This is a genomic window from Vibrio marinisediminis, from assembly GCF_014050145.1.
Lineage (GTDB): Bacteria > Pseudomonadota > Gammaproteobacteria > Enterobacterales > Vibrionaceae > Vibrio > Vibrio marinisediminis.
Genome location: NZ_JACFYF010000003.1, coordinates 282,007 through 306,647, shown reverse-complemented (window position 1 = coordinate 306,647; position 24,641 = coordinate 282,007). Strand labels below are relative to the sequence as shown.

General features: G+C 43.3%; 21 protein-coding genes. 4 read left to right on the top strand and 17 right to left on the bottom strand.

The genetic code is table 11. From position 1 onward, the window contains the following. Positions 1 to 10: 10 nt before the first annotated feature. From H2O73_RS08160 to H2O73_RS08115, 10 genes are read right to left on the bottom strand one after another with little or no spacing between them, the layout of a single operon-like run. Entirely contained in the window at positions 11 to 1,222 is a 1,212-nt protein-coding gene (locus H2O73_RS08160; protein ID WP_182108347.1) for an AAA family ATPase, read from the bottom strand. 12 nt (positions 1,223 to 1,234) lie between these two features. Further along, complete coding sequence (locus tag H2O73_RS08155; protein WP_438696043.1) at positions 1,235 to 1,765, bottom strand: TadE/TadG family type IV pilus assembly protein; 531 nt, start codon at positions 1,763 to 1,765, stop codon at positions 1,235 to 1,237. Continuing rightward, positions 1,762 to 2,241 (bottom strand): TadE/TadG family type IV pilus assembly protein, encoded by a 480-nt coding sequence (locus tag H2O73_RS08150; protein WP_182108346.1) that lies wholly within the window; start codon positions 2,239 to 2,241, stop codon positions 1,762 to 1,764. The genes H2O73_RS08155 and H2O73_RS08150 overlap by 4 nt, the downstream gene beginning before the upstream one ends. Before the next feature lies 1 nt (position 2,242). Beyond that, on the bottom strand, positions 2,243 to 3,571 hold the full coding sequence (locus H2O73_RS08145) for a TadE/TadG family type IV pilus assembly protein (RefSeq protein WP_182108345.1): 1,329 nt from the start codon (positions 3,569 to 3,571) through the stop codon (positions 2,243 to 2,245). Between the two features lie 21 nt (positions 3,572 to 3,592). Then, the gene (locus H2O73_RS08140) at positions 3,593 to 3,820 is read right to left on the bottom strand and encodes a hypothetical protein (RefSeq protein ID WP_182108344.1); all 228 of its coding nucleotides are present in this window, start codon (positions 3,818 to 3,820) and stop codon (positions 3,593 to 3,595) included. A gap of 9 nt (positions 3,821 to 3,829) precedes the next feature. After that, complete coding sequence (locus tag H2O73_RS08135; protein WP_182108343.1) at positions 3,830 to 5,296, bottom strand: type II and III secretion system protein family protein; 1,467 nt, start codon at positions 5,294 to 5,296, stop codon at positions 3,830 to 3,832. 7 nt (positions 5,297 to 5,303) lie between these two features. After that, positions 5,304 to 6,053: a Flp pilus assembly protein CpaB gene (gene cpaB / locus H2O73_RS08130; protein ID WP_182108342.1), complete on the bottom strand. Its 750-nt coding sequence runs from the start codon at positions 6,051 to 6,053 to the stop codon at positions 5,304 to 5,306. Positions 6,054 to 6,070: 17 nt separating this feature from the next. After that, positions 6,071 to 7,381: a DUF8689 domain-containing protein gene (locus tag H2O73_RS08125; protein WP_182108341.1), complete on the bottom strand. Its 1,311-nt coding sequence runs from the start codon at positions 7,379 to 7,381 to the stop codon at positions 6,071 to 6,073. 9 nt (positions 7,382 to 7,390) lie between these two features. Next, positions 7,391 to 7,891 carry an A24 family peptidase gene (locus tag H2O73_RS08120; protein ID WP_220457510.1) on the bottom strand — a complete coding sequence of 167 codons (501 nt, stop codon included), beginning with the start codon at positions 7,889 to 7,891 and terminating at the stop codon, positions 7,391 to 7,393. A 10-nt stretch (positions 7,892 to 7,901) separates the two neighbouring features. Continuing rightward, positions 7,902 to 8,087: a Flp family type IVb pilin gene (locus H2O73_RS08115; RefSeq protein ID WP_182108340.1), complete on the bottom strand. Its 186-nt coding sequence runs from the start codon at positions 8,085 to 8,087 to the stop codon at positions 7,902 to 7,904. Positions 8,088 to 8,398: 311 nt separating this feature from the next. Here H2O73_RS08115 and H2O73_RS08110 point away from each other — a divergent pair, with 311 nt between their 5' ends. Beyond that, the gene (locus H2O73_RS08110; protein ID WP_182108339.1) at positions 8,399 to 9,115 is read left to right on the top strand and encodes a helix-turn-helix transcriptional regulator; all 717 of its coding nucleotides are present in this window, start codon (positions 8,399 to 8,401) and stop codon (positions 9,113 to 9,115) included. Between the two features lie 177 nt (positions 9,116 to 9,292). Continuing rightward, a complete protein-coding gene (locus H2O73_RS08105; protein ID WP_182108338.1) occupies positions 9,293 to 10,990 on the top strand; it encodes an AMP-binding protein in 1,698 nt (565 codons plus the stop codon). Between the two features lie 127 nt (positions 10,991 to 11,117). On the opposite strand, the gene H2O73_RS08100 is transcribed toward H2O73_RS08105, so the two are convergent. The 4 genes from H2O73_RS08100 to radA all read right to left on the bottom strand — a co-directional run bounded on the left by H2O73_RS08100 (position 11,118) and on the right by radA (position 18,238). After that, a complete protein-coding gene (locus H2O73_RS08100; protein ID WP_246335866.1) occupies positions 11,118 to 12,242 on the bottom strand; it encodes a phosphatase PAP2 family protein in 1,125 nt (374 codons plus the stop codon). Positions 12,243 to 12,448: 206 nt separating this feature from the next. After that, a complete protein-coding gene (gene fusA / locus H2O73_RS08095) occupies positions 12,449 to 14,536 on the bottom strand; it encodes an elongation factor G (RefSeq protein WP_182108337.1) in 2,088 nt (695 codons plus the stop codon). Positions 14,537 to 15,138: 602 nt separating this feature from the next. Further along, positions 15,139 to 16,752, bottom strand: a complete 1,614-nt coding sequence (locus tag H2O73_RS08090) for a GGDEF domain-containing protein (protein WP_182108336.1) — start codon at positions 16,750 to 16,752, stop codon at positions 15,139 to 15,141. A gap of 106 nt (positions 16,753 to 16,858) precedes the next feature. Continuing rightward, positions 16,859 to 18,238, bottom strand: a complete 1,380-nt coding sequence (radA, locus tag H2O73_RS08085; RefSeq protein WP_182108335.1) for a DNA repair protein RadA — start codon at positions 18,236 to 18,238, stop codon at positions 16,859 to 16,861. Positions 18,239 to 18,373: 135 nt separating this feature from the next. Between radA and H2O73_RS08080 the strand changes: the two genes are divergently transcribed. Next, positions 18,374 to 20,716 carry a PilZ domain-containing protein gene (locus H2O73_RS08080; RefSeq protein ID WP_182108334.1) on the top strand — a complete coding sequence of 781 codons (2,343 nt, stop codon included), beginning with the start codon at positions 18,374 to 18,376 and terminating at the stop codon, positions 20,714 to 20,716. A gap of 89 nt (positions 20,717 to 20,805) precedes the next feature. On the opposite strand, the gene serB is transcribed toward H2O73_RS08080, so the two are convergent. After that, positions 20,806 to 21,786 carry a phosphoserine phosphatase gene (gene serB / locus H2O73_RS08075; protein ID WP_182108333.1) on the bottom strand — a complete coding sequence of 327 codons (981 nt, stop codon included), beginning with the start codon at positions 21,784 to 21,786 and terminating at the stop codon, positions 20,806 to 20,808. Positions 21,787 to 21,938: 152 nt separating this feature from the next. On the opposite strand from serB, the gene H2O73_RS08070 reads away from it, so the two are divergent. Then, positions 21,939 to 22,541, top strand: coding sequence for a YtjB family periplasmic protein (locus H2O73_RS08070; protein ID WP_182108332.1), 603 nt, complete (start codon positions 21,939 to 21,941; stop codon positions 22,539 to 22,541). Between the two features lie 52 nt (positions 22,542 to 22,593). Here the strand turns inward: H2O73_RS08070 and deoD are convergent, their stop codons facing one another. Together deoD and H2O73_RS08060 are read right to left on the bottom strand one after the other, a co-directional pair. Further along, complete coding sequence (deoD, locus tag H2O73_RS08065; protein WP_038865914.1) at positions 22,594 to 23,313, bottom strand: purine-nucleoside phosphorylase; 720 nt, start codon at positions 23,311 to 23,313, stop codon at positions 22,594 to 22,596. Positions 23,314 to 23,375: 62 nt separating this feature from the next. Beyond that, positions 23,376 to 24,596 carry a phosphopentomutase gene (locus tag H2O73_RS08060; protein WP_182108331.1) on the bottom strand — a complete coding sequence of 407 codons (1,221 nt, stop codon included), beginning with the start codon at positions 24,594 to 24,596 and terminating at the stop codon, positions 23,376 to 23,378. Positions 24,597 to 24,641 lie beyond the last annotated feature (45 nt).

The window sequence follows — 24,641 nt, the reverse complement described above, 5'->3', positions numbered from 1 at the left end:
CTATCCCTCATTAACTAAAAAGTTTGCCAAACCAACCTTTGGTCTCTTCCTTAGGTATTTCAATTTTGTGCGACAGATCCTCTAATGATGTTTTTATCGCACTACTTTTCTTTGCTTGTACTATTGGGCTACCTAAGTTGGCGCATTCCATGGCCAGCTGAAAGTTGTTTGGAACCAGCAGTACCGATTTCCCCTCTAGCGTTTCTTCGATATCTTTTAGTGAAATCGGGGCTTTTTTCTCATAGCGGTTAACGATTAAATCAAGTTGCTCACTTTTCAAACCATAGTCGAACTCTAAACTTCTTACTAACTCAGTTGCATGCTTTACTGACGTAATATTTTGCTGGAGAACCAAATACACATGGGTGGCTGGTGAGACAATCTGTTGAAATGTATGCTCAATACCACGCGACATATCGATAACAATATGGCTGTAATATTGGCGAAGAACCGGAAGCAATTTGCTTACTTGGCTAGCAAGCTTATAGTTTTCTTGCCTAGAGTCAGGGCTAAAGCTTAGGCAACTCAAGCCCGACGAATGTTTGTAAACCAACCCTTCTAATGACAATTCATCCAAGTCGCCCAGCGCGTTGATCACATCATTAATGCTGTATTTCGGGCGGCTATTAAGGTAATCCGCAACGTCACTAAACTGTCGATCAAGATCAACCAGCAACACGTTCCCTTGCGAGTATGACGCTAACTCAACGGCCGTATTCGCCGCTAAAGTCGTGGCTCCAGCCCCCCCTTTGGTATTAATGAACAAGGTTAGACTGCCCATTTTTCTCGCCGCTACCTTATCTTCAGCTGTCACCTTGAGCATAGGGTAAAGCTCACCAAATTCTGCCGTTTGTGAAAAGTAATCAGACGCGCCTAACCGCAATGCCATTTTCAATGAAGCCGTATCATTCTCTTCACCAAAAACGATCAAGGTACTGTTTTCATTCGCAAGGTGTTTATTTGAAGAAAAAACATGAGCTACTTTTTGTGCCCATCCATCGCCAACCTCAATATAAACCAGGTCGGGAGCCGGTTTATTTTCCAACATATCGGACGCAAAATGGGCGAGCTCAATCCATTCAATATTGATATTAATGCAATCAGACAACACCTTATCGATGTGTTGTTTGAATGGCGAACTCGCATAAACGACCCACAATGTTAAATTGGTTTTGAGCGTTTGATAGCTTTTCTTCTCTTCTATATTCACGGGCTTTAGCATCACGCTACTCCTTTAGCAATCGGTCCTAACATCACCAGTGGATGTCGCCTGTCTTAAAATACCAAGGCTCTCTGCAGGCAAAATAGTTTCAAACGATGGGGTATTACCCGTAATGCTTAATAACGTTGAGAGCACAACAAAGTTGTAGTTGTAGTTAATCGCACGAGCTTGTACATAACGAACTTGGTCAAATTGAGCTTGTAAAGTGGCACTATCTGCTGGTGGGGTGGTCAGAAAACCAGATACATCGACAGCTTCCCCATCAGCATCCAAATATGAGATCTCTATATTGTCAGCGGTAAAACCGGCTGGGTATAAAGCGGTTAGAGACCCAAGTTGAGGAATGTCATCTCGATCACTGATATGGCATACCGCGGCTAGACGTGCAGCACGACGCGTCACTTCATTGACCATTTGAGTGGAATAAAAGTAGGCAGCAAATTCAAGTATCGCGAACAACAACAATAAGACCGTGGTGGCAATGATAATAAACTCCACCTGAGTCACCCCTTTTTGTCGCTTAGTCATCATGGAATGTTTCATGGGGACGTCCTCATTTTTGCCGCAGCATCAAAAGAAAATGCCAACGAGGTATCGGTGAATGGCAACTCCGAAAAGAATGGGGTATAGGTGAATGAGGCATTGAGTGTCACCTCTTTGGTTGCTGGCGTTGGAGAAACAAGCGATACATTCTCCAAGTTGAGGAAATCTAAAATTGGTTCAGCCGTATCAGAAATTGTCGGTTTGCCATACACCACGATATTTTTGATTTTTTCCTCATCCGCTATCGACCCAAAATCTAACGTGCCGTAAGTGTCTACCACGGCGTAGCGAGCGCCATTTTGCAATGCCTTATTCACTTGAGTGTATTGAATCAAGGCTTGACCAACATCAATGACCAGTACAGCAAGCATCAATAGAACAGGTAGCGTGATAATAAATTCCAGCGCAGCGAGCCCCTGCTGTTTACGGCGGGTATTCGCTAGCGACACGGCGGTGATCTTTGTATTAATGTTCATATCACGATGCCCCACTAAACGGGTCTTTATACAATTGAATGCGATACAAACCGGCATCTTCTGGCTCGAGACCTGTTGACCCATTATTGATTAAGCAATCAAAAAGAAATTGACCAAACACTGAACTATTCCCAGACTGTCCGACACTCTGCAGTAAGAAGAAACAACCAAAGCCAAGTACGTCATAAGTCGTTTTCCCGCCGGCATCCGTGCAATCAACAATGGGGATACGCAATATTCTTCGACCACTGGAGCCGCTCTCAGGTAAGTAACTGCCTTGGTCACAAATACCGCCCCCGTCTGGGTCTTGGCAACTTGCTAGTTGTTCCACGTAATTGCTGTAGTAAAAGTTACCCGCATAGCTCTCTCCCTCTTCCGCTCGTGTGCTTGGCTCTTTAACGTATTTATCTGGCGGAACAGTGCCGTCATCCTTCATTGGACCTTGGAATTTATTAAGACGAGTGTTCAAACCTTGGGCTACTGGACCAATACTGTTACCCGGCTTGGTTAATACTGTTTCACCAACAGCCGCACAACCATTGTAGGCTCCGGCTAAAGCCTGACGGACGAGAGCAGCACCACCGCCTCCGCCACCATTTCCGTTGCCATTGCCATTGCCATTTCCACCTGAATCAGCAACTTGACCGAAGTCGAGCAGATGGAAATTCCCTGGTCCCATCTCTGTGCTACCTTGCGAACCAATTTTCAGCTCATGTATTTGATCGGCTGAATTATCCGCAGTGTTGAGAATATCTATCCCTTCTTGCTGGTAACCCCAAGCATCATCCGCATCTCCTAATGGGTTGCCACACATGGCAATTGGTGTGATATTACAAACCTCACTGATCGCCGCACTTCTTCCCGCTACCGCACTCGCCGAGACATCTTTTCCAAATCCGAATATATGGCTTAAAAACTGTTGTAGTTCGATATCTTGCACTAAAACTCTGACATAAATATCATCATCACCTGCCGGAGGTGAGAATGCGCCAGCAAGGGAAAAGGATTCCAAATCAGATGAGAAGGTAACCGTGGTTGACTCATCACTTATCGCTAGCTCACCATTGCCGGATTCCCCAATAAAGCTTGTTAACGTAGCCCTTGCGGCCGCCTCGGCTAACGACACATCACCGGTTTCATCCGCCACCACCGCCGCAGACAACGCGGCTGAATCAACCGCATTTTGCAATCGTGTTTTATTTAAAACTTGGTGGTTAAGATCGATACTGAACCCCGCCATCCCTAATAGAAACAACATGACTAAACTGACTAGCACCAAGGTAATACCTTGCTGTTTCCTTCTTGGTGTTTTTTGATTGAGAACTAACATAGTCCCTCCCAAGTGAATCTATCACTTGCGTTTTTTTGCTACACCAGCGCTAGGGTATCCTTTAAGGCTAGTTTGTGAGCGCGGTCCATGTCCTTCTGGCACATATCCCAAGTTCTCTTGCGATGCATTAGGGTTGTAGGTTTGCTCTGCTCTCAACTGGCTTACGGTGATGCCAAGCTCTGGGTCATTCGCGCAGCCGACAAGGCTTAACGAGATGAAAATCATGCTTATTGTGATTGTGCTTTTCATTTTCGTCTCCTATAGACTGTGCCCAAATTTACCCTCTGAGCCACCTTCAGCCGAACCAAATTCCATGGTGTCATTGTTATTATTTTGCGTATTTGCAGGTAATTTATACTTATCAAAATCCAAGCGAGCCCCCTGACCAAGCAGGTAGAATTCCACATCATTAGGACTAACAAAGCCGTCAGTTGGCAAAGTGATATTGCGGCGATCTATCGGCTTCGCGAGTCTAGGTGTGACTAGAATCACCAGCTCAGTTTCACCAGAGGTATACTCTTCTGATTTAAACAATTGCCCAAGTACTGGGACATCGGATAAGCCTGGAATACCGTCCGATACGTTGCGGGCATTTTCACTTAACAAACCGGCAATACCGATGGTTTGTCCATCCGCAAGTTCAAGAGTACTACCCGCACTACGCTTAGTGATTGGTGGAACAAAAAACGTCGCATTAACGTCACTCGGGTTATAAGTCAGTACCCCTGAGTTCGCCACTTCACTCACATCAACCATCATTTGCAGATTAATTTTCTGGTCACTTAACACGTAAGGAATAAAATCAAGCGATACACCAAACTCTTTGTAATCGATAGTAATTCCATCTTCGTTTGGTACTGGAATCGGGAACTCGCCCCCAGCCAAAAATTCTGCTTTTGTACCACTTAGTGCGGTTAAACTTGGCTCTGCTAGTATTTTGGCCACACCATTTTGCTTGGCGATATCGAGGGCAAACGTGAACAGTGTATTGCTATCAACAAACGAACCTAAGAAACCAAAATTATCCACTGATGGTACATTGAGTATAGGGCCGATATCGGTAATACCTGCGCCTGTCGTTGTCGCCCCCCAGGTAAAATCGCCACTTTGCTGGAAGAAATGGAAATTGGAATCAAAACGACGAACTAAAGAGCGTTGAACCTCAGCGACCGTCACCTCAAGTGTGACTTGTTGTGCTCCACCGATATTCAGTAAATTGATCACAGAACTTTTTTCAATTTGCTCATCTTTTCCATCATCATTTTCATCTGCCGACTCACCCAGTGAAAACGTTTCGGCTAGCTTAATCGCGGTCTCCATATTCTGTTGGCTACTGACCAAGCCTTTAAGCACAATTTTGTCTTGTGAGCTGTGTACTTCTATCCGCTCATTGGGCATAAATTGGTGAAGCTTTGCTTTTAAGCTATTGATATCGTGGGTTACTTCCACATTGAATGACTCAATAATCCGACCGCGAGAATCCCAGACAGTTATGTTGGTGGTCCCGAGTCGCTTACCTATAAGAAACAGTTCGTTAGAGCGCAAAATAACCATATCAACCACAGCAGGATCACCTAAGGTCACTTTCTTCGCTTTACCCGATATCATCAGTTGTGTTGACTGATGATGCGGAACGCTCACTACCTTGCCAGATTGCGCCGTCGCTGCCTGGGCAGAAAAGCTAAGCAAAAGCAGCGGATATAACAGAAATATTATTGTTTTCATAAGTCACCTAATTGCTCACTCGGACTTTCGATGTCTGAGCTCCTTTAATTACGGTCACACTTGGCGCTGGAGCTCTGCGTTTTGCAACAACTGGCTTGTCCACTTCATGTGGATTACGTAGAGCAAGTTGAATATCACCTTTACTATTTTCAGTAAGTAACTTCTCTGCTTCTTTCGGTGTTACTTCTAAAGTAACTGCGCGCACAATCACGGGTTTGTTGTCTTTCGTTTTTGCGGTTTGGTCGACGGCGAGTACCTTAATATTTTTCAATACTGTCCTCGTGTTTGCACCGCCCCGAGAGCTAATTGTATTAAGCACATCCACTTTGTTTCCTGGTAATAGGAAACCAGCCACACCGACAACATCGTTAACACGAATGGTCACTGCACGTTTATTTTCAGGAATTAGCGCCGCTAATGTGGCACCTTCACCCTTTACGGCTATGCGATTGGGGCTAATTAACTCCCCAGCATAAATAGTGTTGGCGACTATTTTACCTACGGCTTCTTCAGGAGATTTCAGTGTTGTCTCATCAATCCAATCCACTTCCATTTGCTTAGTAGAAAAGTGCTTTTCTTGTAAAATCGTTCCTGGTTCCAATACATTGGCAGCAATCAGTACTGGGTGGCGCTCAACTTCTTCTAACTCAACGGTCGGTTGAGATTGAGTATCCATCCAACTTTTTGCTACATAAACTGCACCTAACCCAAAAACCACTGATAGGAGCAATAACATTAAAATCTGACTTCGGCTCATAAGGCGAAATCTCCCTGTCAATCAATGGTGAAATATAATCCCCAAGCACTACGCAATATCATTGGAGACACTAATCTCTCTTGTTCATCAAACACTAATATATCTCGACTAATTCCAAGTAAATCTTTGGGTAAACAAGGATAAAACTCGACTTGGCGGTCGCGATGAAGCTCAAACAGCACATCAAAAAAACCGTCACATAGCTCAAGCTGCTTTTCTTTAGCAACGGCATTCCACAATTCGATATAGTCCGACTCATCTAGAGGGTTAAACTCAATTTTGTAGCCAATACGTCGTAAAAATGCAGGGTCTGCGATAGAACTTGGCGGCAAATTTGATGAGAAGGCGAGCGTTAAGTAAAAAGGCACACTGATTTGTTGACCATTAGGCAAACTTAAATGATCGACCATGTACTCCATGGGGACTATCCAACGATTGAGTAGCGCTTCCACGGGCATACTTTGCCTACCCAAATCATCAATAACCAAAATGCCATTATTAGCCATCATCTGCAGTGGTGCGTTCCAAACACGGTTATGCTCATTCTGATTGACCTCCAACATCTCCATGGTCAATTCACCGCCCACTTGAATGTTTGGTCGCTCACAAAGCACCCAGCGTTTATCGTAATGGCTCTCCAAACTGGCAAACTTCTGACTGTGATTGTCATCCAATCGACGGTGATGTTGAGCAGAAAAAACACGGATGATGTTGCCATCGGCATACACTGCGTATGGAATAAAAACGGAAGTGCTTAACGCATTGAGTACTTTAGAAGCAACAAAGCTTTTACCTGTACCAGCATGCCCATAAAGAAGTAATGCACGACCAGAGTTAATCGCAGGACCTAATATCGGCACTAAATGATGAGAACCATAAACATCAGCTAAAGCTCGATTTACATCACTGCGGGTAATAGGTTGCACTCGAATATCTTGCGCTTGTATCACGTCGATGTATTCACTCAAAGCGATAGGGAGCGGTCCTAAATACGCATCTTTGTGGTAAGCCGTATCCGCTTCTGAAATACCTAGTTCGGTTAATCCATAGCGAACATCGGAATAGACACTGCTGGAAAAATCAGTTGTTGGCTGATAAACCGCCACTAAATTTCGATTTCTTAATTGCACTAACGCATCTTCAACGATATGTGACACCACTGCCAAACGCTGTGTTAATTCGATCAAATCGCTCTTAGGGTAGGCATATAAGAACTTAAGTAATAGGTTCTCAACAACCACCGCAGGAATACCTAATGCTTTACTATTTGCCGGTACTTTAGGAGGTGAAATTTGCGGCACCAGTTCATTTTTTAACGATGATCCCATCTAATCCCCCTAATAAAAGTAGTTGTAACTTGCTAGCCCTATCACCACTGCTGGAGCAAAAGGAATAACCAATCGAGTTTGATGTTGAAACTTAAAACTCACTCTTTGGTAGTAGTAGCTCTTAATGTTGTGTTGCCAAGAGATGCCTGATAAAGCTAGAAACTGAACCAAGTAAAAACAGCCAATTACGCCACCAGCTAAAATGATGCAAGCCGAGGCTCCTGCGAGTTTATCCATCCCAAGCCAGAGCCCAACAACAAACAGCAACTTCACATCCCCTGCGGCCATTGCTCGCTTCCAGTAAAAGAGAAGCGAAACAATGAAAGCAAGCAACCCACCCAATAAGTGATCCATCCACTGTTCAATGCCGTACAAGAAAATATGGCAAATGGTAATAATCAATAACAGTAAAACCATCTTATTGGGGATTCGGTGCCTCTGTGCATCAGAGACACCAATCGCCAGAAGTAAGCCCCAAAAAGCAAAAATGAATGTACTGTATATCGCCATAATCTATTGGTTACTCTGTTGGCTCTATGGAACCAATCTCACTCGCAACGTCGGTAAATTTATCAGCCAACGCTTGCCAAAAACCAATCGATAATAATGCTGCAACGATGAGTGCCGCACCCAAGATGTACTCCAAAAGGGTTAAACCTTCTTCGTCTTCAATAAACTTTTGGATTTCATTGCGTATTGCTTTCATATCCCTGTCCCTCAATTAATTTGACATTTTCCTCACATTCTGTTCATCAAAACGGAAATGCTAATTAACTGTAGGACACCAAGAAATTCTACAGTTAGGACTTTCTTGCCAACCGATTGCACTTTTTTGCTGACACGATAAACACCCCTGTCAAGCAAATAAGATCACACTTTTCGGGAACTTTACTAGACTTGTTATAAATAGCGTCTGTTGAACTATTCAATTAGACACCTAAAATAATAACTACAACAAACGATCCACTATCGTCAGTAATGGTTAGGAGGAAATAATAAGAATTTAGGAGAGTGGGGATGAGAGAAAATCTAGCCACGGTACACTGGCTTGGAGCACCACTACGACATTGCTCCCCTTATTTTGTTAGCATGATTGAAAAGCACTTCAATGTGATTGATTGTCAGCAAGATATTGCAATCCTGAGTGAAAAAACGATTCGATATTGTTTCTTTTTTTACCGACCGCAATACGCACAGTGCTTAAATAGCGCCATTATGATGTGCCAAAACCTTGATAAACAGTTGATTGTTATTCATGCCAACGATGTGAATAGTGATCTTTTATCCAACCCTGTTGTTGTCGAGCGCTATCAACTTAACCCGCGTAGCGCACAAGAATGGCTAAACAAAATCGAGATTCGTTTTTTCTTAGATCTTGCTTCACACCCAAGCTTGCGTTCTTTTCAAGGTCATATCGATCTGGATATTAGCCCTGCGCTGCTATACGTTTCTGAAAATATTCAAACCGAAATTCGCGAAGAAGAAGCCGCAGCACTTTGCCACTACTCAGTGACTTATTTTTCAAAAATTTTTAGTAAGAAAGTCGGTATGTGCTTTAGAGATTATGTCATCCATCAACGGATCGGTATGGCTAAGCGCATGTTGACCCTCAATGAACACACTAAAATTGCTTATATTGCCTATCTATGTGGCTACCAAGATGTCTCTTATTTCTCTCGTATATTCAAAAAGAAAACAGGAGCGACGCCTGGCGCATATCGACAAAATTACTAAGTCACAATTCTTCGCGATAATGCTCCCTAAATGATTACCACCATGCTAAAGTTAACAATGTGTTAACAAATAATTTCTCTTTATGCTTTGATACTGTGGTACACATGGTCTTGCTCTCCACCTTGTTGTATGTATTGAAAATTCGAGGGAATATCATTAATAACAGGGAGTTAACCAATGAATCAGCCTCGCGAGTTGAAAATAAAAGGATGTACCTTACCACCACCTAACGAAATGATTTTAAAATGGGCCGCAGAACGCCCAAATGAAATCTATTTGAAGCAAATCATCAACCGACAATTTGTCGAATACACCTATGCTGAAGTCGCCGACAAAGCACTTCGCCTCGTCACGGCGCTACGTGGGTTGGGTATTCAACCTGGCGACAAAGTCGCACTTATATCAAAAAATTGTGCTGAGTGGTTTATATGCGATATTGCGATGATGCTCGGTGATTACATTAGCGTTCCGGTCTTTCCGACGGCAGGTGTAGACACAATAGAACACTGCATTACCCATAGCGGCAGTAAGGTATTAATTGGTGGTAAGCTTGATGATGCCACAGCAACTGAACAAATTATCGATAAGTACAGTGATCTAATCACGATAAGCTTGGCTTACGATAGCGCACCGAATAACTGCCAGTATCAGTTCAATCAGCTCATTGAAAATTCAGAACCTAGCCAAGAGCGACCAATCCACTACGACGACAAATTGATGTCGATTGTTTATACCTCCGGTACTTCTGGTTTACCAAAAGGGGCGATGCTTACTTACGGGGCTTTTTCATGGTCAGCACAACAGTTGATCAACCACATTGGCATCGAATATGGCGACCGTCTTTTCTCTTACTTACCACTGGCTCACATCACTGAACGAGTCTATATCTTTGGCTCTTCTATTATGGGTGGGGTGCAAACTGCATTCCCAGAATCGCTGGATACCTTTATTGAAGATGTGAAAATGCAGCGCCCAACGCTCTTTATCTCTGTACCACGCTTATGGACGTTATTCCAACAGCGTATTCAAGATAAATTGCCACCGAAAAAACTCAATCTTCTACTCAAAATTCCATTTGTGAACACTTTAATTAAGAAGAAATTAGCGGATGGTCTCGGGCTTGATCAAGCGCGCGTTCTTGGCTGCGGCTCGGCCCCCGTCTCACCAGCTTTGCTTCAGTGGTATCACAGCGTCGGACTTAACATTACCGAAGCTTGGGGGATGACCGAATCTTTTGCTTACAGCACGCTCAACTACCCCTTCCGCGCCGATAAGATTGGCAGCGTCGGTAATGCCGGTCCAGGAATTGAGCTAAAAATAGCCAGTGATGAAGAAATCATGGTGCGAGGTAAAGGGTTGTTTTCTGGCTACTACAAAAATGATCAAGCAACACAAGAGACCTTTGACGATGAAGGTTGGCTACATACTGGCGATATCGGCTTTTTAGATGATGAAGGCTATCTCACCATTCAAGGTCGTAAAAAAGACACCTTTAAGTCAGCCAAAGGGAAATTTGTTGCGCCCGTTCCGATTGAGAAAAAACTATTTGAATATAGCCGAGTAGAGATGATGTGTTTGATTGGTTCAGGTCTTCCTGCGCCAATTCTTCTGGTTGTACCGCATGACTTCCCTAACTTTGATCGAGAGCGTTATGAACGTACCACTCAAAGAGTCGTGACAAGAATGAACCAAGACCTCGAATCTCATGAGCAAATCAAAGGGGTGTTGATGATTAAAGACCCTTGGAGTATTGAGAATGGCATTCTAACCCCTACCCTAAAAATCAAACGTCATGTGTTAGAAAAAAATTACCATGATATCGGGGCTAACTGGCCTAAAAATCAGCTAGTCGTCTGGGAAGACGATCTAAAATAAATGGCTATGGCTGAAGTTTAGCCAACGCTAGCTTTAGAAATATTTTAAATAATAAGGTCAAAGTAATCCTCCTTACTTTGACCTTATTTCCATAAAACTATTTTTTACATCGGCAATGCAAACCCATCTATTTAACGTTACTTTGCACTATTTCGTTAGGTTGCCAGGTTTTATCGGTAATAATCTTAGATAGTTTCCAAATCATGATGGTAAGTACCACACTGACTAAACCGTCAATGAAATAATGCCAAGCTAATGACACAGAGCCGACAAGAATAAATAACCCATAAACATAAAATGCATAGCCTAAGTAACGATTAACAGCATGCATACTTAAGGCCATCAACATCGCCATGGATACATGCAGACTTGGCATTGCTGATATTCCACTACCCAGCATTCCTTTATTACTTCTATACGACTCCCACAATAAATCTTGTGTATTTAATGCCCATACACCGGAATAACCGTGTGAATTTAACCAATCATGCTGCTGCTGTAGTAGCAACATCAATTGATCATAATGTTGATTGCCGATATCAACTCGTGCAACAAAAGCAGGACCAGCACTTGATAGCATCGTCGCCAGAACCATACCTAGTATGGACCAGCATAATATCCAGCTAATGAGAAAGCGGCGTCTTAACTTAGATTGTGGTGCGAGTAAAAAGTAGCAAAGTATTATCCACTTAAGGAAAAACCACATGTTGTAGCAAATATTGGTAAACAGAGTAAAAAAAGGCTTATCAAACCAAGAGTGGACTATTTTCCAAGGAGCTTGACCAACAAAAAGCCACTCATCTATTTCATAAAAAAGCAGATCGAATTGAAAAGGTTTGACCAAAGGAATCATTGCTTTAGCGGTAGTAAAACTAGATAGGAATAGACTAAGGGCGGTTAATAATACAAAAGCAGCAATAATTTTCGCACGACAGTGATAAATTTGCTTAATTTTGTTCCAGTAACATAACAGTGGTCGTCGTTCTCTATTTTTAATCAGTACAAAATAATACACCGTCGCAGCAAGTACGATGGTAAGAACAACAACATATTGCATAGTATTGACGTAAGCAAAAAGTGATAACTTGGCATTATAACCGTAGCTCTTTGCATAAAGGGTGACTATTAAACAAGTCATACTGATCATTAAATAGATAATTCGATCATGCCAAATATGCGCGACGATTGGCTTTGTTTCCTTTTTTAATAGTTCAGAAAACTGGCTTACCCTTTTAGTCAATATGAGCAACATGTTACCTCTCGACTATTTAGCTTATGCATTTCTGCTTACATAAAATCATAATGTATGAATGATTTTATGACAAATAAAGAGGTCAATTAGATTTTCTCGCTTTCAACGAGCCAACGAATCATCGCTGACGGATTGATTGGTAAATTAAATATATAAAAAAGCCCCGCTATCGCGAGGCTTTTTTTATTAAGCAATTAACTTAAGAATTACTTCTTAGCGTTACGCTCTTTAACTTCTGCAATCACTGTCTCTGCAACGTTGTTTGGACATGCTGAGTAGTGAGAGAATTCCATAGAGAACTGACCACGGCCAGAAGTCATAGTACGTAGAGTACCGATGTAACCAAACATTTCTGAAAGTGGTACATCACCCTTGATACGTACGCCAGTAGTACCAGCTTGTTGGTCTTTGATCATACCACGACGACGGTTAAGGTCACCGATTACATCACCAACGTGGTCATCTGGAGTGAACACGTCAACTTTCATGATTGGCTCAAGAAGTTGCGCGCCAGCTTTAGGCATAGACTGACGGAATGCGCCTTTAGCAGCGATTTCGTAAGCGATAGCTGAAGAGTCAACTGCGTGGAAGCCACCGTCGAATAGTTCAACTTCTACGTCTAGAGTAGGGAAGCCAGCTAGAACACCGTTGTCCATCATGCTAGCGAAGCCTTTCTCTACTGCAGGCCAGAATTCTTTAGGTACGTTACCACCAACTACTACAGAGCGGAACGTGAAGCCTGAGTTAGGCTCACCTGGTTTGATACGGTAGTCGATCTTACCGAACTGACCTGAACCACCAGACTGTTTCTTATGCGTGTAGCTATCTTCAACTGCTTGAGTGATAGTTTCACGGTAAGCAACCTGTGGAGCACCTACTTCTAGCTCAACGCCGTAAGTACGCTTCAGGATATCAACTTTGATGTCTAGGTGAAGTTCGCCCATACCTTTAAGGATGGTTTCGCCTGAATCTTCGTCAGTTTCAACTTGGAAAGATGGATCTTCTGCAACCATTTTACCGATCGCGATACCCATTTTCTCAGAACCGTTTTTATCTTTAGGCTTAACAGCGATAGAGATTACTGGTTCTGGGAAGATCATTGGCTCAAGAGTTACTTCGTGCTTAGGATCACATAGAGTGTGACCAGTCTTCACGTTCTTCATACCAACAACAGCGATGATGTCACCAGCTTGTGCTGAATCGATCTCGTTACGGTCGTTCGCGTGCATCTCAACCATACGGCCGATACGCTCAGTTTTACCAGTTGCTGAGTTAAGGATCGTGTCACCTTTCTTCAGTTTACCAGAATAGATACGGATGAACGTTAGTGCACCGAAACGGTCGTCCATGATTTTGAACGCTAGCGCTTTTAGTGGCTCATCTACTGATACAAGTGCGAATTCGCCAGTTGGTTCACCAGTTTCTGAATCTGTTAGTGGTTGAGGATCTACTTCTGTTGGAGAAGGTAGGTAATCAACTACTGCGTCAAGAATAAGCTGGATGCCTTTGTTCTTGTACGCTGAACCACAGTAAGTTGGGAAGAACGCTAGATCACGAGTACCTTTACGGATACAACGCTTGATGTCTTCTAGAGAAGGCTCTTCACCTTCCATGTAAGCCATCATTAGCTCATCGTCTTGCTCAACTGCAGTTTCGATTAGCATTTCACGGTATTCAGCCGCTTGATCTACTAGATCAGCAGGAATATCTTCTACTGAGTAGTTTTCTGGAAGACCAGAGTCATCCCAGATGTAAGCTTTTTGGCTTAGTACGTCAACAACACCACAGAAGTCATCTTCGATACCGATTGGTAGAGTCATAACTAGTGGAGTAGCACCTAGAACGTTTTGTACTTGGTCAACAACTTTGAAGAAGTCAGCACCCATACGGTCTAGTTTGTTAACGAAGATTAGACGAGATACGTGAGACTCGTCAGCGTAACGCCAGTTAGTTTCTGACTGAGGTTCAACACCGCCAGAACCACAGAATACACCGATACCACCGTCTAGTACTTTTAGAGAACGGTAAACTTCGATTGTGAAGTCAACGTGTCCAGGAGTATCGATGATGTTTAGGCGGTGATCGTTCCAGAAACAAGTAGTAGCTGCAGACTGGATTGTGATACCACGTTCAGCTTCCTGCTCCATGAAGTCAGTAGTAGTTGAACCGTCGTGTGTATCACCGATCTTGTGGATTTTACCAGTTAGCTTAAGGATACGCTCTGTAGAGGTAGTTTTACCCGCGTCTACGTGAGCAAAAATACCAATGTTTCTGTATTTTGATAAATCAGTCATTGTCTTACTCTGTTAATAAGGTATAAAGTGCGCGCAGAGTATATCATATTCTGTCAAGACTGATACCCTTGCGTGCTGTTGTATGAAAAAAAATGTTTCGCCCTCTTTGACCCAGTCAAAGAATAGCTAATTTTACCCAATTTGACTTAAAAACACTCAGAATTTAAGCCCTATTGCTTCTCAAGTAATGCGGAGTTTTAATCTTAATCCGAGTCAGAAAAAGGACCAGTGGTAAGGCTTGGCTATCGCAAATGTTCTGCAGTTACAACGCGAAAAACGTCGTTCACTATTCAGTAAAGTAATAAAACTCACCAATAAAAACCGCTCAATTTGAGATAGACTCTTTCTTCCTATATCTGCCAATTTCCAGCAAAAGATAAGTGCAAGTACACCTACCGCCATTCATTTTTAATCGAGATGGCGAGAGTATGAGCTAACAGAGTTTGGAGTTCAATCTTTAACAGCAAGCGAAATAGTAACTATCTGCTCTTTTTGCATTAACCGATGCTGTGATTGCCGATAGATCTTAGCGAAATAGCGAAATCATTGAGCTTTATAACCCACTCAAGCAATTACGCCGTTAGAGTTGGTTTTAATTCATATTAGGATGTCACTGCTTTCTTGCGTTTTTTATTGCTGTACATATCTTCATCAGCGGCTTGTATCGCTTGATGATACTGCAAGTATTCGCCAAATTTGGCACGACCAAAACTCACTCCTACATGAACATCAAAAATGAGTTTAAGCTCAGATTCAATGTAGTAAATAGCTTCGACAACCTGCTGCTCCAAATCATTGTCTAAAATAATGCCAAATTCGTCGCCAGAGATTCGATACAACCGGCAACGGTTTGGCAAAGCTGCGAGCATTTTTTGGCTGAAGAGTCTAAGCAGTTTATCGCCCATGTCATGACCGTAACTATCATTGCAAAGCTTTAAACCATCCAGATCGATATAAATAAAACTGTTTTGCTTACCAACTTCAAGTAAATGCTTTTCCATAGCATATCGATTCGGTAAGCGTGTCAAAGGATCGGTTTGCGCAATACTGAGCATTTCTTTCGCCTGCTTAAGTGCACGGGATTTATCCGCTTCAAGTATCACCATTTGATAAGCAATAACAAATGAAAGCAGCAACACTTCGCACACCACTGCCAACAAACCAATGTGAGACATATAAATAGTCTGCAGACCTTGTATCTGTTCTTGGGAAATCGCTATACCACCCAAGACAACAAAGCCAACATTCGCCAATAGATAGAGCTGAGCAATCGTACGACCTTGGAAACTGAATCGAAGCCCTACAGTGATACCATAGAGAAGAAATACACCAACAGAGAGTCGATTGAACTCATTTTGATAATGAGGAAACCAGATGGATGCAATCAACACAGAGGTAAATACAGTCAGTATCCCGACACCGATATACCAGAGAATGGCATTTTTTGTACGCGATACTTGCAACAATGACATGACAAAAACAATGTAGGCGATATTGGAAAAAAGAATAGGCCAGCTTGCCCCACCAAACCAACGTAAACCAAACAGATCAGCAGCAACTAACAGAGACGTACTGTTAAACAGTAAATTACCCAAGATGAACAGGGCGTAAGTTAAGTCAATGAGACTCGCTCTCACCATAGATAAGACTAGGTAATAAAAAAACAGCGCAGTCAAAATTCCTAACCCAATTAAGGTGATTGAGTTTCCCACTCTTAACTGACTAATGTACTTTGATTTCTCAATGATAAAGGGTGTAGGTGGAGCGATATTAAACTGAGATGTCTGGTAGGTAATTAATGTGTACTGACCTTGCCCTAAGCGGATATTTTGTCCATTGCGCAGAAAATACTCACTAGGCTCGGTACGTAGCATTCCGCCTTGGCGTAAGGTAACGAGCTTGTCGTTACGATCAAAAAGCAAATGCTTATACTCCCCAACTAGAGTGGAATTACGAAAATCTATGACGTATTCGTCTGCCACTTGGGTTTTAAATTTGAGTACGCTGATTTGCTCGCCACCCGTCAAAGAGAACTTTTTTTGGGGTGTCAGTGTTTGTAGGTACATCGGCAACGATGTCCCTACAGACCAATGCTTGCCTGTATACCAAGCGATGTTCTGATCAGTGGCATGCCCTTCAAGCTCATGACCACTAACCAAGCTAGAAAAAGTGAGTGCCGCTAGCACAACCAACGTCACCCAATATCGTAACAACATATCCCTTTGCAGTACGCCGTGGTGATTTAGCCACTATTATGCAACAGCTCATTACGGTTGTATAATTTTACGCCAACTTTCGTTACATATTTGTTCGATTTCTTATTTATAGTTCATCAAAAGCTTCTATCGCTTCCGAAAGCTTCTTCACGCCATGGATTTGCATCCCTTCAATACCACCTTTAGGCATATTCGCAGCCGGAACAATCGCTTTCTTGAAACCATGTTTGAAGGCTTCATTTAGCCGCTCTTGTCCACTTGGGACCGGCCGAATCTCCCCTGCCAAACCAACCTCACCAAAGACCACAACATCTTTTGGTAATGGACGATCTCGAAAACTCGACAATAGAGCCATCACTAAGGCTAGATCGGCGCTGGTCTCTGTGACCTTTACACCACCGACAACATTTACAAAAACGTCTTGATCGGCCATTTGTAGACCGCCATGTTTATGCAGTACGGCAAGCAATAACGATAATCGGTTTTGCTCTAAGCCCACCGCCACTCGTCTTGGATTTGCCAACTGTGAGTAATCAACCAAAGCTTGTATCTCAACCAATAACGGGCGAGTCCCTTCCCATACCACCATTACCGAGCTACCAGAGGTCTCTTCTTCTCCGCGGGAAAGAAATATTGCTGAAGGGTTGCTGACTTCACGTAATCCTTGCCCCGTCATAGCAAACACACCTAATTCATTCACCGCACCAAAACGGTTTTTGTGGCTGCGCAATGTGCGGAATCGGCTATCAGTTCCGCCATCAAGCAAAACTGAACAGTCAATAATGTGCTCCAGCACTTTAGGACCTGCTAAGGTGCCATCTTTGGTGACATGGCCAACCATAAAGACGGAGACATTATTCTGTTTAGCATAGCGAGTTAATGCCGTGGCGGATTCACGCACCTGAGCCACTGTCCCCGGAGACGATTGAACGTCTGAAACATGCATCACCTGAATAGAGTCAATAACCATGATCTTAGGCTGCTCTTTTTCAGCAATCTGACAGATACGGTCGACGTTTGTTTCAGACAGCATCTTTAAATTGTCTTTCGGCAAACCTAAACGAGATGCACGCATCGCCACTTGTTGTAATGACTCTTCACCAGTGACATATAACGTCGGCATTTGAGCGGAAAGTAGACACATAGTCTGGAGTAGTAAAGTCGATTTACCCGCACCAGGGCTACCACCAATTAAGATTGCTGCTCCAGGGACAATACCGCCGCCTAACACTCGATCTAGCTCTTTAAAGCCACTACTAAAGCGAGGCACTTCTTGTAGATCAATATCAGCAAGTGTCTGAACTTGGCTTTCTGCCCCTGACCCAGCATAGCCAGCAAGACGTTCATTTCTAGCCGCGGCAGGTGATGCCGCTAACCGAACTTCACTAATCGTATTCCATGCGCCGCAGGCACTACACTGCCCTTGCCAGCGGGGAAAGTCTGCACCGCAATCATTGCAAACATATGCGCGTTTTGCTTTTGCCATGTAACCTCAATTGAATTTTGTGATGGTGGCAGCTTAATAAGCCGAGTTATGGGCTTGATTCGCCGTAACATATCACTAAAGATCTATTAATCAAGGCCGATATGATTATGACTAGGTAGGACACGCCAAAAAAGCATGCAGCAAACTGAAATTCTCTCCATCGCTGAAAGACTCATTCCCGTTTATAACACGGGCGATTTCGAGCTCCTGCTATCTAAGCTTACCGATGGCGAACCTCCATCACTAAAGATTTTAGTTAAGATGGAGTTGAAGCGTTTGATGTCACCTTGCTATCGCTCTATCGATTTGCGAGGTCGCGTGAAAGGAGAGTGTCGAGAGTACGAACTAGATGGCATTCTCCACTGGTTCGATGATGTTGCATTCAATACCTACCATAAAAATGTACGCAAGTTTAATGGCTATACAGAGGGCGTATTTGACGCATTAAGTAATACTCGTAATAGCTTTAAAGTCATGAACCAAAAAGGTAAGCCACAAGGCGCAGACCTCACCAATACCTCGATCAATTTTTTTGCTGAACCCATCGTGATGGGGTATGACTTAAAGCGTAAAGAAAACCGCCTCAAGCTCTCCACTCAAATCGCGATCCTTCTTGCCAATGATCAGCATGTGCATGGTGTAACGGTTGATGTTTCTCCATCGGGCGGTAAGTTCAAGGTGCCATCGGCATTTGATTACAAGCTTGGTGAAATCATTACTGTGCAGTTTTCAGAGCTGGCGCGCTCAAGCAACATACCGGGCATATCCAATTCAATTTGCTACCGTATTGTTGGTATTGATGAATCGATTGAGAATGATGCGATCAATTTTCTTCGTGTCATCAAAATTGATGATGCGGTATTAATCGACGATATCATGACGCACTGCTTGCAAAATGATGCGCAAAGAGCACGCCATGACAACCAAGATAAGGTCATACGTGCCCGCTCTCGTGGTTACGAACATAACCATCTAAAACATACCTGTAACTTACCTATATTCTTTAGCGGCAATGAACTCAAGCTCGTCTTGATGACAGAGAATAATCAAAACATTTGGCAATATTGGAATGATGAACGTAATCAACTTACCTTAGCCAATTTGTTTAGCCCTGAACGAATGGCACAGCTCACCCAGCCGGGTATTCGCGGAAGCAACAGCGTCCTTTATTCCTTCAAGCATCAGCATAATGGTAAAGATCTCTTCTTCTCGATGATGATCCCTGAAGCTAATCGCGAGTTACGCCAATTGTTCTGGCATATTGGAGCGCGCAAAGAGAGCTGGAAAGTATTTCGCGTTTCCGTGTTTGAGTTATCCGCTGAAGAGCGCGATCTTTTTAGTGTCGATTCAGCAGAGTCTCAAGAACTCACCAAAGATTTAACGCACTTTGCTATGTTGCAAGAGATCTCTGATGTATGTTCGGGTAAAGATTACTTGCTCAGTGAAAAACCAAGACTCAATAGCTCTGAACTAAACCAATTCCGCCACAAGCGCAACTGTACTCACGTGCCTGTCAGTTTGTATTTTGATGCGCAAAATCGCCGCAAAGAGCCTCGCTATCAATTTCGTTCACCGCTTTTTCTTACCGCCGGTGATCAGCAAGCATCTGGGACGACATTAGATATTTCTAAGCATGGTCTTTATGTGGCATTAAGTTCTGCCATTGATCTTAAAGCTGGAGATTTATGCACCATCAATTTCAACGAATTGCAATTGTATGATAAGTCTCTGCCGCTAAACTGCGTCCCTTACAAAGTGATCCGTATTAGCCCAGGAGGCAAACGGGTCCAATTGGTCATTGATAACAATGTTCAAACACTCAAAACCATGACCTTCTTTGGTAGTTTAATTGAACACAACCAAAACAAGTTGATCGCCAAGCAAGAGACACTGCCAAGTCACGATATGTTGGAAAACCTCCACAATATCTTACTCGACAAGATGATCAGCACGCCGCTGTTTATTGAGAAGAAGGGAGCAAACCTCAAACCTAAAGTGATTGGGGTTAACTACCCATTGCCACCTTATCTCACCTTGTTTGCCAAGATGGGGCAAAACAATCGGTTTTCACTTGAAACCATCTATAAAGGTCGGACTACCACCCTGCTCGCGGCACCGATGAAACGCATTGAAGGTGCTCAGCCTCAAGCGCAAGAGTTGTATATCTCCGCAATTAAGTTCGGGACACGGTTACAAACGTTAGAAGTCAAATTGTGTTCAGAGTTCGAATCGACTAAAGAGCGGATCGACTTCATTAAAAAGAGCCAAAATATGGGCGAGTTCCATTCATTGCGTATCTGCTCCACACCCGTTTTTGACCCTATCACCGCTTTGTTACGCAAAGATCTTGAAGAGTTAAGCAGCATTAGCATGCATCAAGCTCGCAGCTTAGAGAAAGAGATCTGCACTGTAGTTGGATACAGTGAATTAATTGATGTTACCGAAGAGGTGCTGATCCGTTTGGAACTGACCCAGTAAAACTTTGATAATAAAATTAGACAGTAAAACACAGGCACAAAAAAACGAGCTAGGCTCGTTTTTTTTATCTTTCAACTGACTAAGCCCAATTATGGCAATGGTTTAAAACTGATCTTTTGCTGCTTAATCAGTTGCGCAGAAAGAATACATAACACCCCACCCAAACCAATATAACGCACCGAAGTTTGCGCCAGCTTTTCTACTTTTGGTTTCGCATGATAAGCGATACCTAAACCCGCAGCGCCCATCATGACTAAGTCATTCGCTCCATCACCAACCGCGACCGTATTGTGTGGCTCAATCTGGTAATGTTCGGCCAATTGCAACAGAATATCCGCTTTAGTTTGCGCGCCAACCACATCACCAATGACTTTGCCTGTTAGCTTGCCATCAACAATCTCCAATTGGTTCGATTGAGCATGGTCAAGATCAAGCATCTGTTTTAAGTGATCAGAGAAATAAGTGAATCCGCCGGAAGCAATTGCTGTTTTCCAGCCAAATTGATGCAGTGTTGCCACCAGTTCTGGTAAGTCAGGCATTAATGGTAGAGATTGGCGAACTTGTTCTAAAATCGCTTCATCAGCCCCCGCCAATTTACCGACTCGCTGGCGTAAACTCTGCTCAAAATCTAACTCGCCTTGCATCGCACGCTCAGTGACCGCAGAGACTTCTTCTCCTACACCTGCCAGTTTGGCAATCTCATCAATACACTCAATTTGAATCGCCGTGGAGTCCATATCCATCACGATCAAACCCGGCTTGGTTAAATCTGGGAACTCACGCAAAGGCGCATAATCGAGTTCAAGCGCTTGTAAGATCTCTTCTAGTTGTTCGCTAAGTTCTCCCGCCATTAACGCAACTTCGTATGAACCCACTTTCCACACATCAACGATGGTATTGAACTCACCAGTAAAGAAATCGATATCTTCAAATTGCTTAGCGCTTAGGTAATGACCAAAGACGATCCATCCTGCTTTAGTTCGATCAAAATTGGTGGAAGTTTGCGTCTCAGGCAGACGGTTAAGTAGCGTCGTATGACGTCTTATCGCTAATTTTTTCAACATATCCATGTAAAATATTCCTATTAAAGTTGCTTCCAAGTTACCCTATTGCAATTTGGTAGCGCAAGTCTCAATATGCGCACTGTACGCGATAAATTTAGATTTATACCCATTTATCACTACCATAAAAGGGTGTAGTCGTTAGGTATTAGAAGGTAATTATGGACTCTTCTTTGTTTTCATTTCGAATGGCGATGCGTGTGCTGGCAATCCTTTCTTTGCTTGCTGGCGGTGCCATGATAGCGGTTAACAGTGTCAAAATTACCAAGGGTAATGAGCAAATCCAAGCCAACCAGCTTGAAACGTTAACCAAAGTACTGATCTCACAAACATCACTTTCTGCAGGTTCAATGATTGCAGAAGCGGATCAAGAACGCTTGCTCAATCTAACCAACCAACTGGCGAAGGATAATCTGGTATTCGATGCCACCATTTATGATGCAGAAGGGATTCGATTAGCGTCAAGCGACAAAGCAAAATCGGTTCGAGAGATCTTGGGCTTAGATACGCCATTAGAGACCGCGCGTATTGGACGTCAGCAATTGGTTGAACCGATTGTGCATGACAATACGATTGTCGGTTTTATTCGCGTTACCTTTGAAACAGGAAAACTGACGGCATTTTCTGACCATTACTACCGTAAAAGCGATCGCTATATGTATTCAATGGTTGGGGTGAGTTTTATCGCCGGTTTCTTACTGGCGTTTATTATCCGCCGCAAGCCGCAGAAGAAAGGTGAAAACCTACTACTGAAAAACGTATAAGCAAAAAAAACCTCAGTTTAAAACTGAGGTTTTTTCATTTAAGGAGAAGAGATTACTCTTCATCACCTAATAGAACTGAGTCTAATGCGATTAGCATCATGTCGTTAAACGTGTTTTGACGCTCTTCTGAAGTCGTTTGCTCACCGGTTTTGATGTGGTCAGAAACAGTACAGATAGTCAGTGCTTTTGCACCATACTCAGCAGCAACACCGTAGATACCAGCCGCTTCCATTTCAACACCAACGATACCGTATTTGTCCATTACGTCGAACATTTCTGGATCTGGCGTGTAGAACAATTCAGCAGAAAATAGGTTGCCCACTTTTACGTCAACGCCACGTGCTTTTGCTGCTTCTTCAGCGGCACGTACCATTTTGTAGTCAGCGATTGCAGCAAAGTCATGGCCTTTGAAGCGGATGCGGTTTACTTTAGAGTCAGTACAAGCACCCATGCCGATCACTACGTCGCGTACTTTGATGTCTTCGTTCACAGCACCACAGCTACCCACGCGAATCACTTTCTTCACGCCGAAGTCTTTGATTAGCTCAGTTACGTAGATAGAGCATGAAGGAATACCCATGCCGTGACCCATTACAGAGATTTTACGACCTTTGTAAGTGCCTGTGTAACCAAACATATTACGAACATCACATACTTGAACTACGTCTTCTAGGAAGGTTTCAGCAATGTATTTAGCACGTAGCGGGTCACCCGGCATTAGTACGACATCTGCAAAAGCGCCCATTTCAGCGTTAATATGTGGAGTTGCCATCGTGTTTTCCTTTTCAAAATAGTAGAAAGGCGTTACGGCTATCCGCAACGCCATTAAGTAATTTACAAGAAGCTCTTACCGTAATCCATTGGAGATGTAGCAAAATATCCTGCTAACGTCTGACCAATATCAGCAAACGATTCACGCAAGCCTAATGAACCAGCAGGGATCTTTTGCCCATAAACCAACACAGGGATATGTTCACGAGTATGATCCGTACCTGGCCATGTTGGGTCACAACCATGGTCTGCCGTTAAGATCAAAATGTCATCTTCTTGCATTAATTCTAGTACTTCGTTGATGCGACCATCGAAGTATTCTAAAGCTGCAGCGTAGCCAGCGACGTCACGACGGTGTCCGTAAGCTGAGTCAAAATCAACGAAGTTAGTGAAGACGATGGTGTTATCACCAGCGGCTTGAATTTGCTCTAACGTTGCTTCAAACAGTGCAGGGATTCCCGTTGCTTTCACTTTCTTAGTGATACCACAGTTGGCATAAATATCGGCAATCTTACCAATAGAGACCACTTCACCTTGCTTCTCTTCAGCAAGCTTTTGCAACACAGTCGTTGCCGGTGGTTCAACCGAAAGATCGCGGCGATTACCTGTACGTTCAAACTGACCTTTACCCGGACCAATAAATGGACGCGCAATCACTCGACCAATGTTGTAGTCAGCCAATTCTTCACGTGCGATTTGACAAAGTTCTAGCAAACGATCGAGACCAAAGGTCTCTTCATGGCATGCAATTTGGAATACTGAGTCAGCAGAGGTATAGAAAATCGGCAAACCCGTTCTCATATGCTCTTCGCCTAAATCATCCAACACTTGCGTACCCGAAGCGTGACAGTTACCTAGGTAATCTTCTAAGCCAGCACGCGCTAAAATGCGGTCTGTCAGCTCTTTAGGGAAACTATTGGTTTTATCGGTAAAGTAACCCCAATCAAACAATACTGGCACACCGGCGATTTCCCAGTGACCAGACGGAGTGTCTTTACCTGAAGATAGCTCAGCGGCGTGACCGTAAGCACCAATGATTTCAGCGTCAGCATCCAAACCCGGAGCAAAGCGACCTGTTGACTCTTTGTGTGCCATTGCCAAACCCAGTTTCGATAGGTTTGGTAGCGTAAGTGGACCACTGCGCTTATCGTTATCCGCTAAGCCTTTGTCACACTGATCTGCAATATGACCGAGTGTGTCCGAACCTACATCACCAAATTTATCAGCATCAGCGGTTTCGCCAATACCAAATGAGTCTAGGACTAAAATAAATGCTCTTTTCATTACTCATACCTCAGACCCACTTGGCTGTTATTATTACGTTAAGCA

Excerpts from the sequence above, each read along its gene's own strand:
- H2O73_RS08150 (WP_182108346.1), bottom strand. The coding sequence starts at position 2,241 with ATGAACATTAATACAAAGATCACCGCCGTGTCGCTAGCGAATACCCGC.
- H2O73_RS08115 (WP_182108340.1), bottom strand. The coding sequence starts at position 8,087 with ATGAAAGCAATACGCAATGAAATCCAAAAGTTTATTGAAGACGAAGAA.
- deoD (WP_038865914.1), bottom strand. The coding sequence starts at position 23,313 with ATGGCAACTCCACATATTAACGCTGAAATGGGCGCTTTTGCAGATGTC.
- radA (WP_182108335.1), bottom strand. The coding sequence starts at position 18,238 with ATGGCAAAAGCAAAACGCGCATATGTTTGCAATGATTGCGGTGCAGAC.
- H2O73_RS08080 (WP_182108334.1), top strand. The coding sequence starts at position 18,374 with ATGCAGCAAACTGAAATTCTCTCCATCGCTGAAAGACTCATTCCCGTT.
- H2O73_RS08090 (WP_182108336.1), bottom strand. The coding sequence starts at position 16,752 with ATGTTGTTACGATATTGGGTGACGTTGGTTGTGCTAGCGGCACTCACT.
- H2O73_RS08125 (WP_182108341.1), bottom strand. The coding sequence starts at position 7,381 with ATGGGATCATCGTTAAAAAATGAACTGGTGCCGCAAATTTCACCTCCT.
- H2O73_RS08070 (WP_182108332.1), top strand. The coding sequence starts at position 21,939 with ATGGACTCTTCTTTGTTTTCATTTCGAATGGCGATGCGTGTGCTGGCA.
- fusA (WP_182108337.1), bottom strand. The coding sequence starts at position 14,536 with ATGACTGATTTATCAAAATACAGAAACATTGGTATTTTTGCTCACGTA.
- H2O73_RS08105 (WP_182108338.1), top strand. The coding sequence starts at position 9,293 with ATGAATCAGCCTCGCGAGTTGAAAATAAAAGGATGTACCTTACCACCA.
- H2O73_RS08145 (WP_182108345.1), bottom strand. The coding sequence starts at position 3,571 with ATGTTAGTTCTCAATCAAAAAACACCAAGAAGGAAACAGCAAGGTATT.
- H2O73_RS08155 (WP_438696043.1), bottom strand. The coding sequence starts at position 1,765 with ATGAAACATTCCATGATGACTAAGCGACAAAAAGGGGTGACTCAGGTG.
- H2O73_RS08110 (WP_182108339.1), top strand. The coding sequence starts at position 8,399 with ATGAGAGAAAATCTAGCCACGGTACACTGGCTTGGAGCACCACTACGA.
- H2O73_RS08160 (WP_182108347.1), bottom strand. The coding sequence starts at position 1,222 with ATGCTAAAGCCCGTGAATATAGAAGAGAAGAAAAGCTATCAAACGCTC.
- H2O73_RS08135 (WP_182108343.1), bottom strand. The coding sequence starts at position 5,296 with ATGAAAACAATAATATTTCTGTTATATCCGCTGCTTTTGCTTAGCTTT.
- H2O73_RS08120 (WP_220457510.1), bottom strand. The coding sequence starts at position 7,891 with ATGGCGATATACAGTACATTCATTTTTGCTTTTTGGGGCTTACTTCTG.
- serB (WP_182108333.1), bottom strand. The coding sequence starts at position 21,786 with ATGGATATGTTGAAAAAATTAGCGATAAGACGTCATACGACGCTACTT.
- cpaB (WP_182108342.1), bottom strand. The coding sequence starts at position 6,053 with ATGAGCCGAAGTCAGATTTTAATGTTATTGCTCCTATCAGTGGTTTTT.
- H2O73_RS08100 (WP_246335866.1), bottom strand. The coding sequence starts at position 12,242 with ATGTTGCTCATATTGACTAAAAGGGTAAGCCAGTTTTCTGAACTATTA.
- H2O73_RS08140 (WP_182108344.1), bottom strand. The coding sequence starts at position 3,820 with ATGAAAAGCACAATCACAATAAGCATGATTTTCATCTCGTTAAGCCTT.
- H2O73_RS08060 (WP_182108331.1), bottom strand. The coding sequence starts at position 24,596 with ATGAAAAGAGCATTTATTTTAGTCCTAGACTCATTTGGTATTGGCGAA.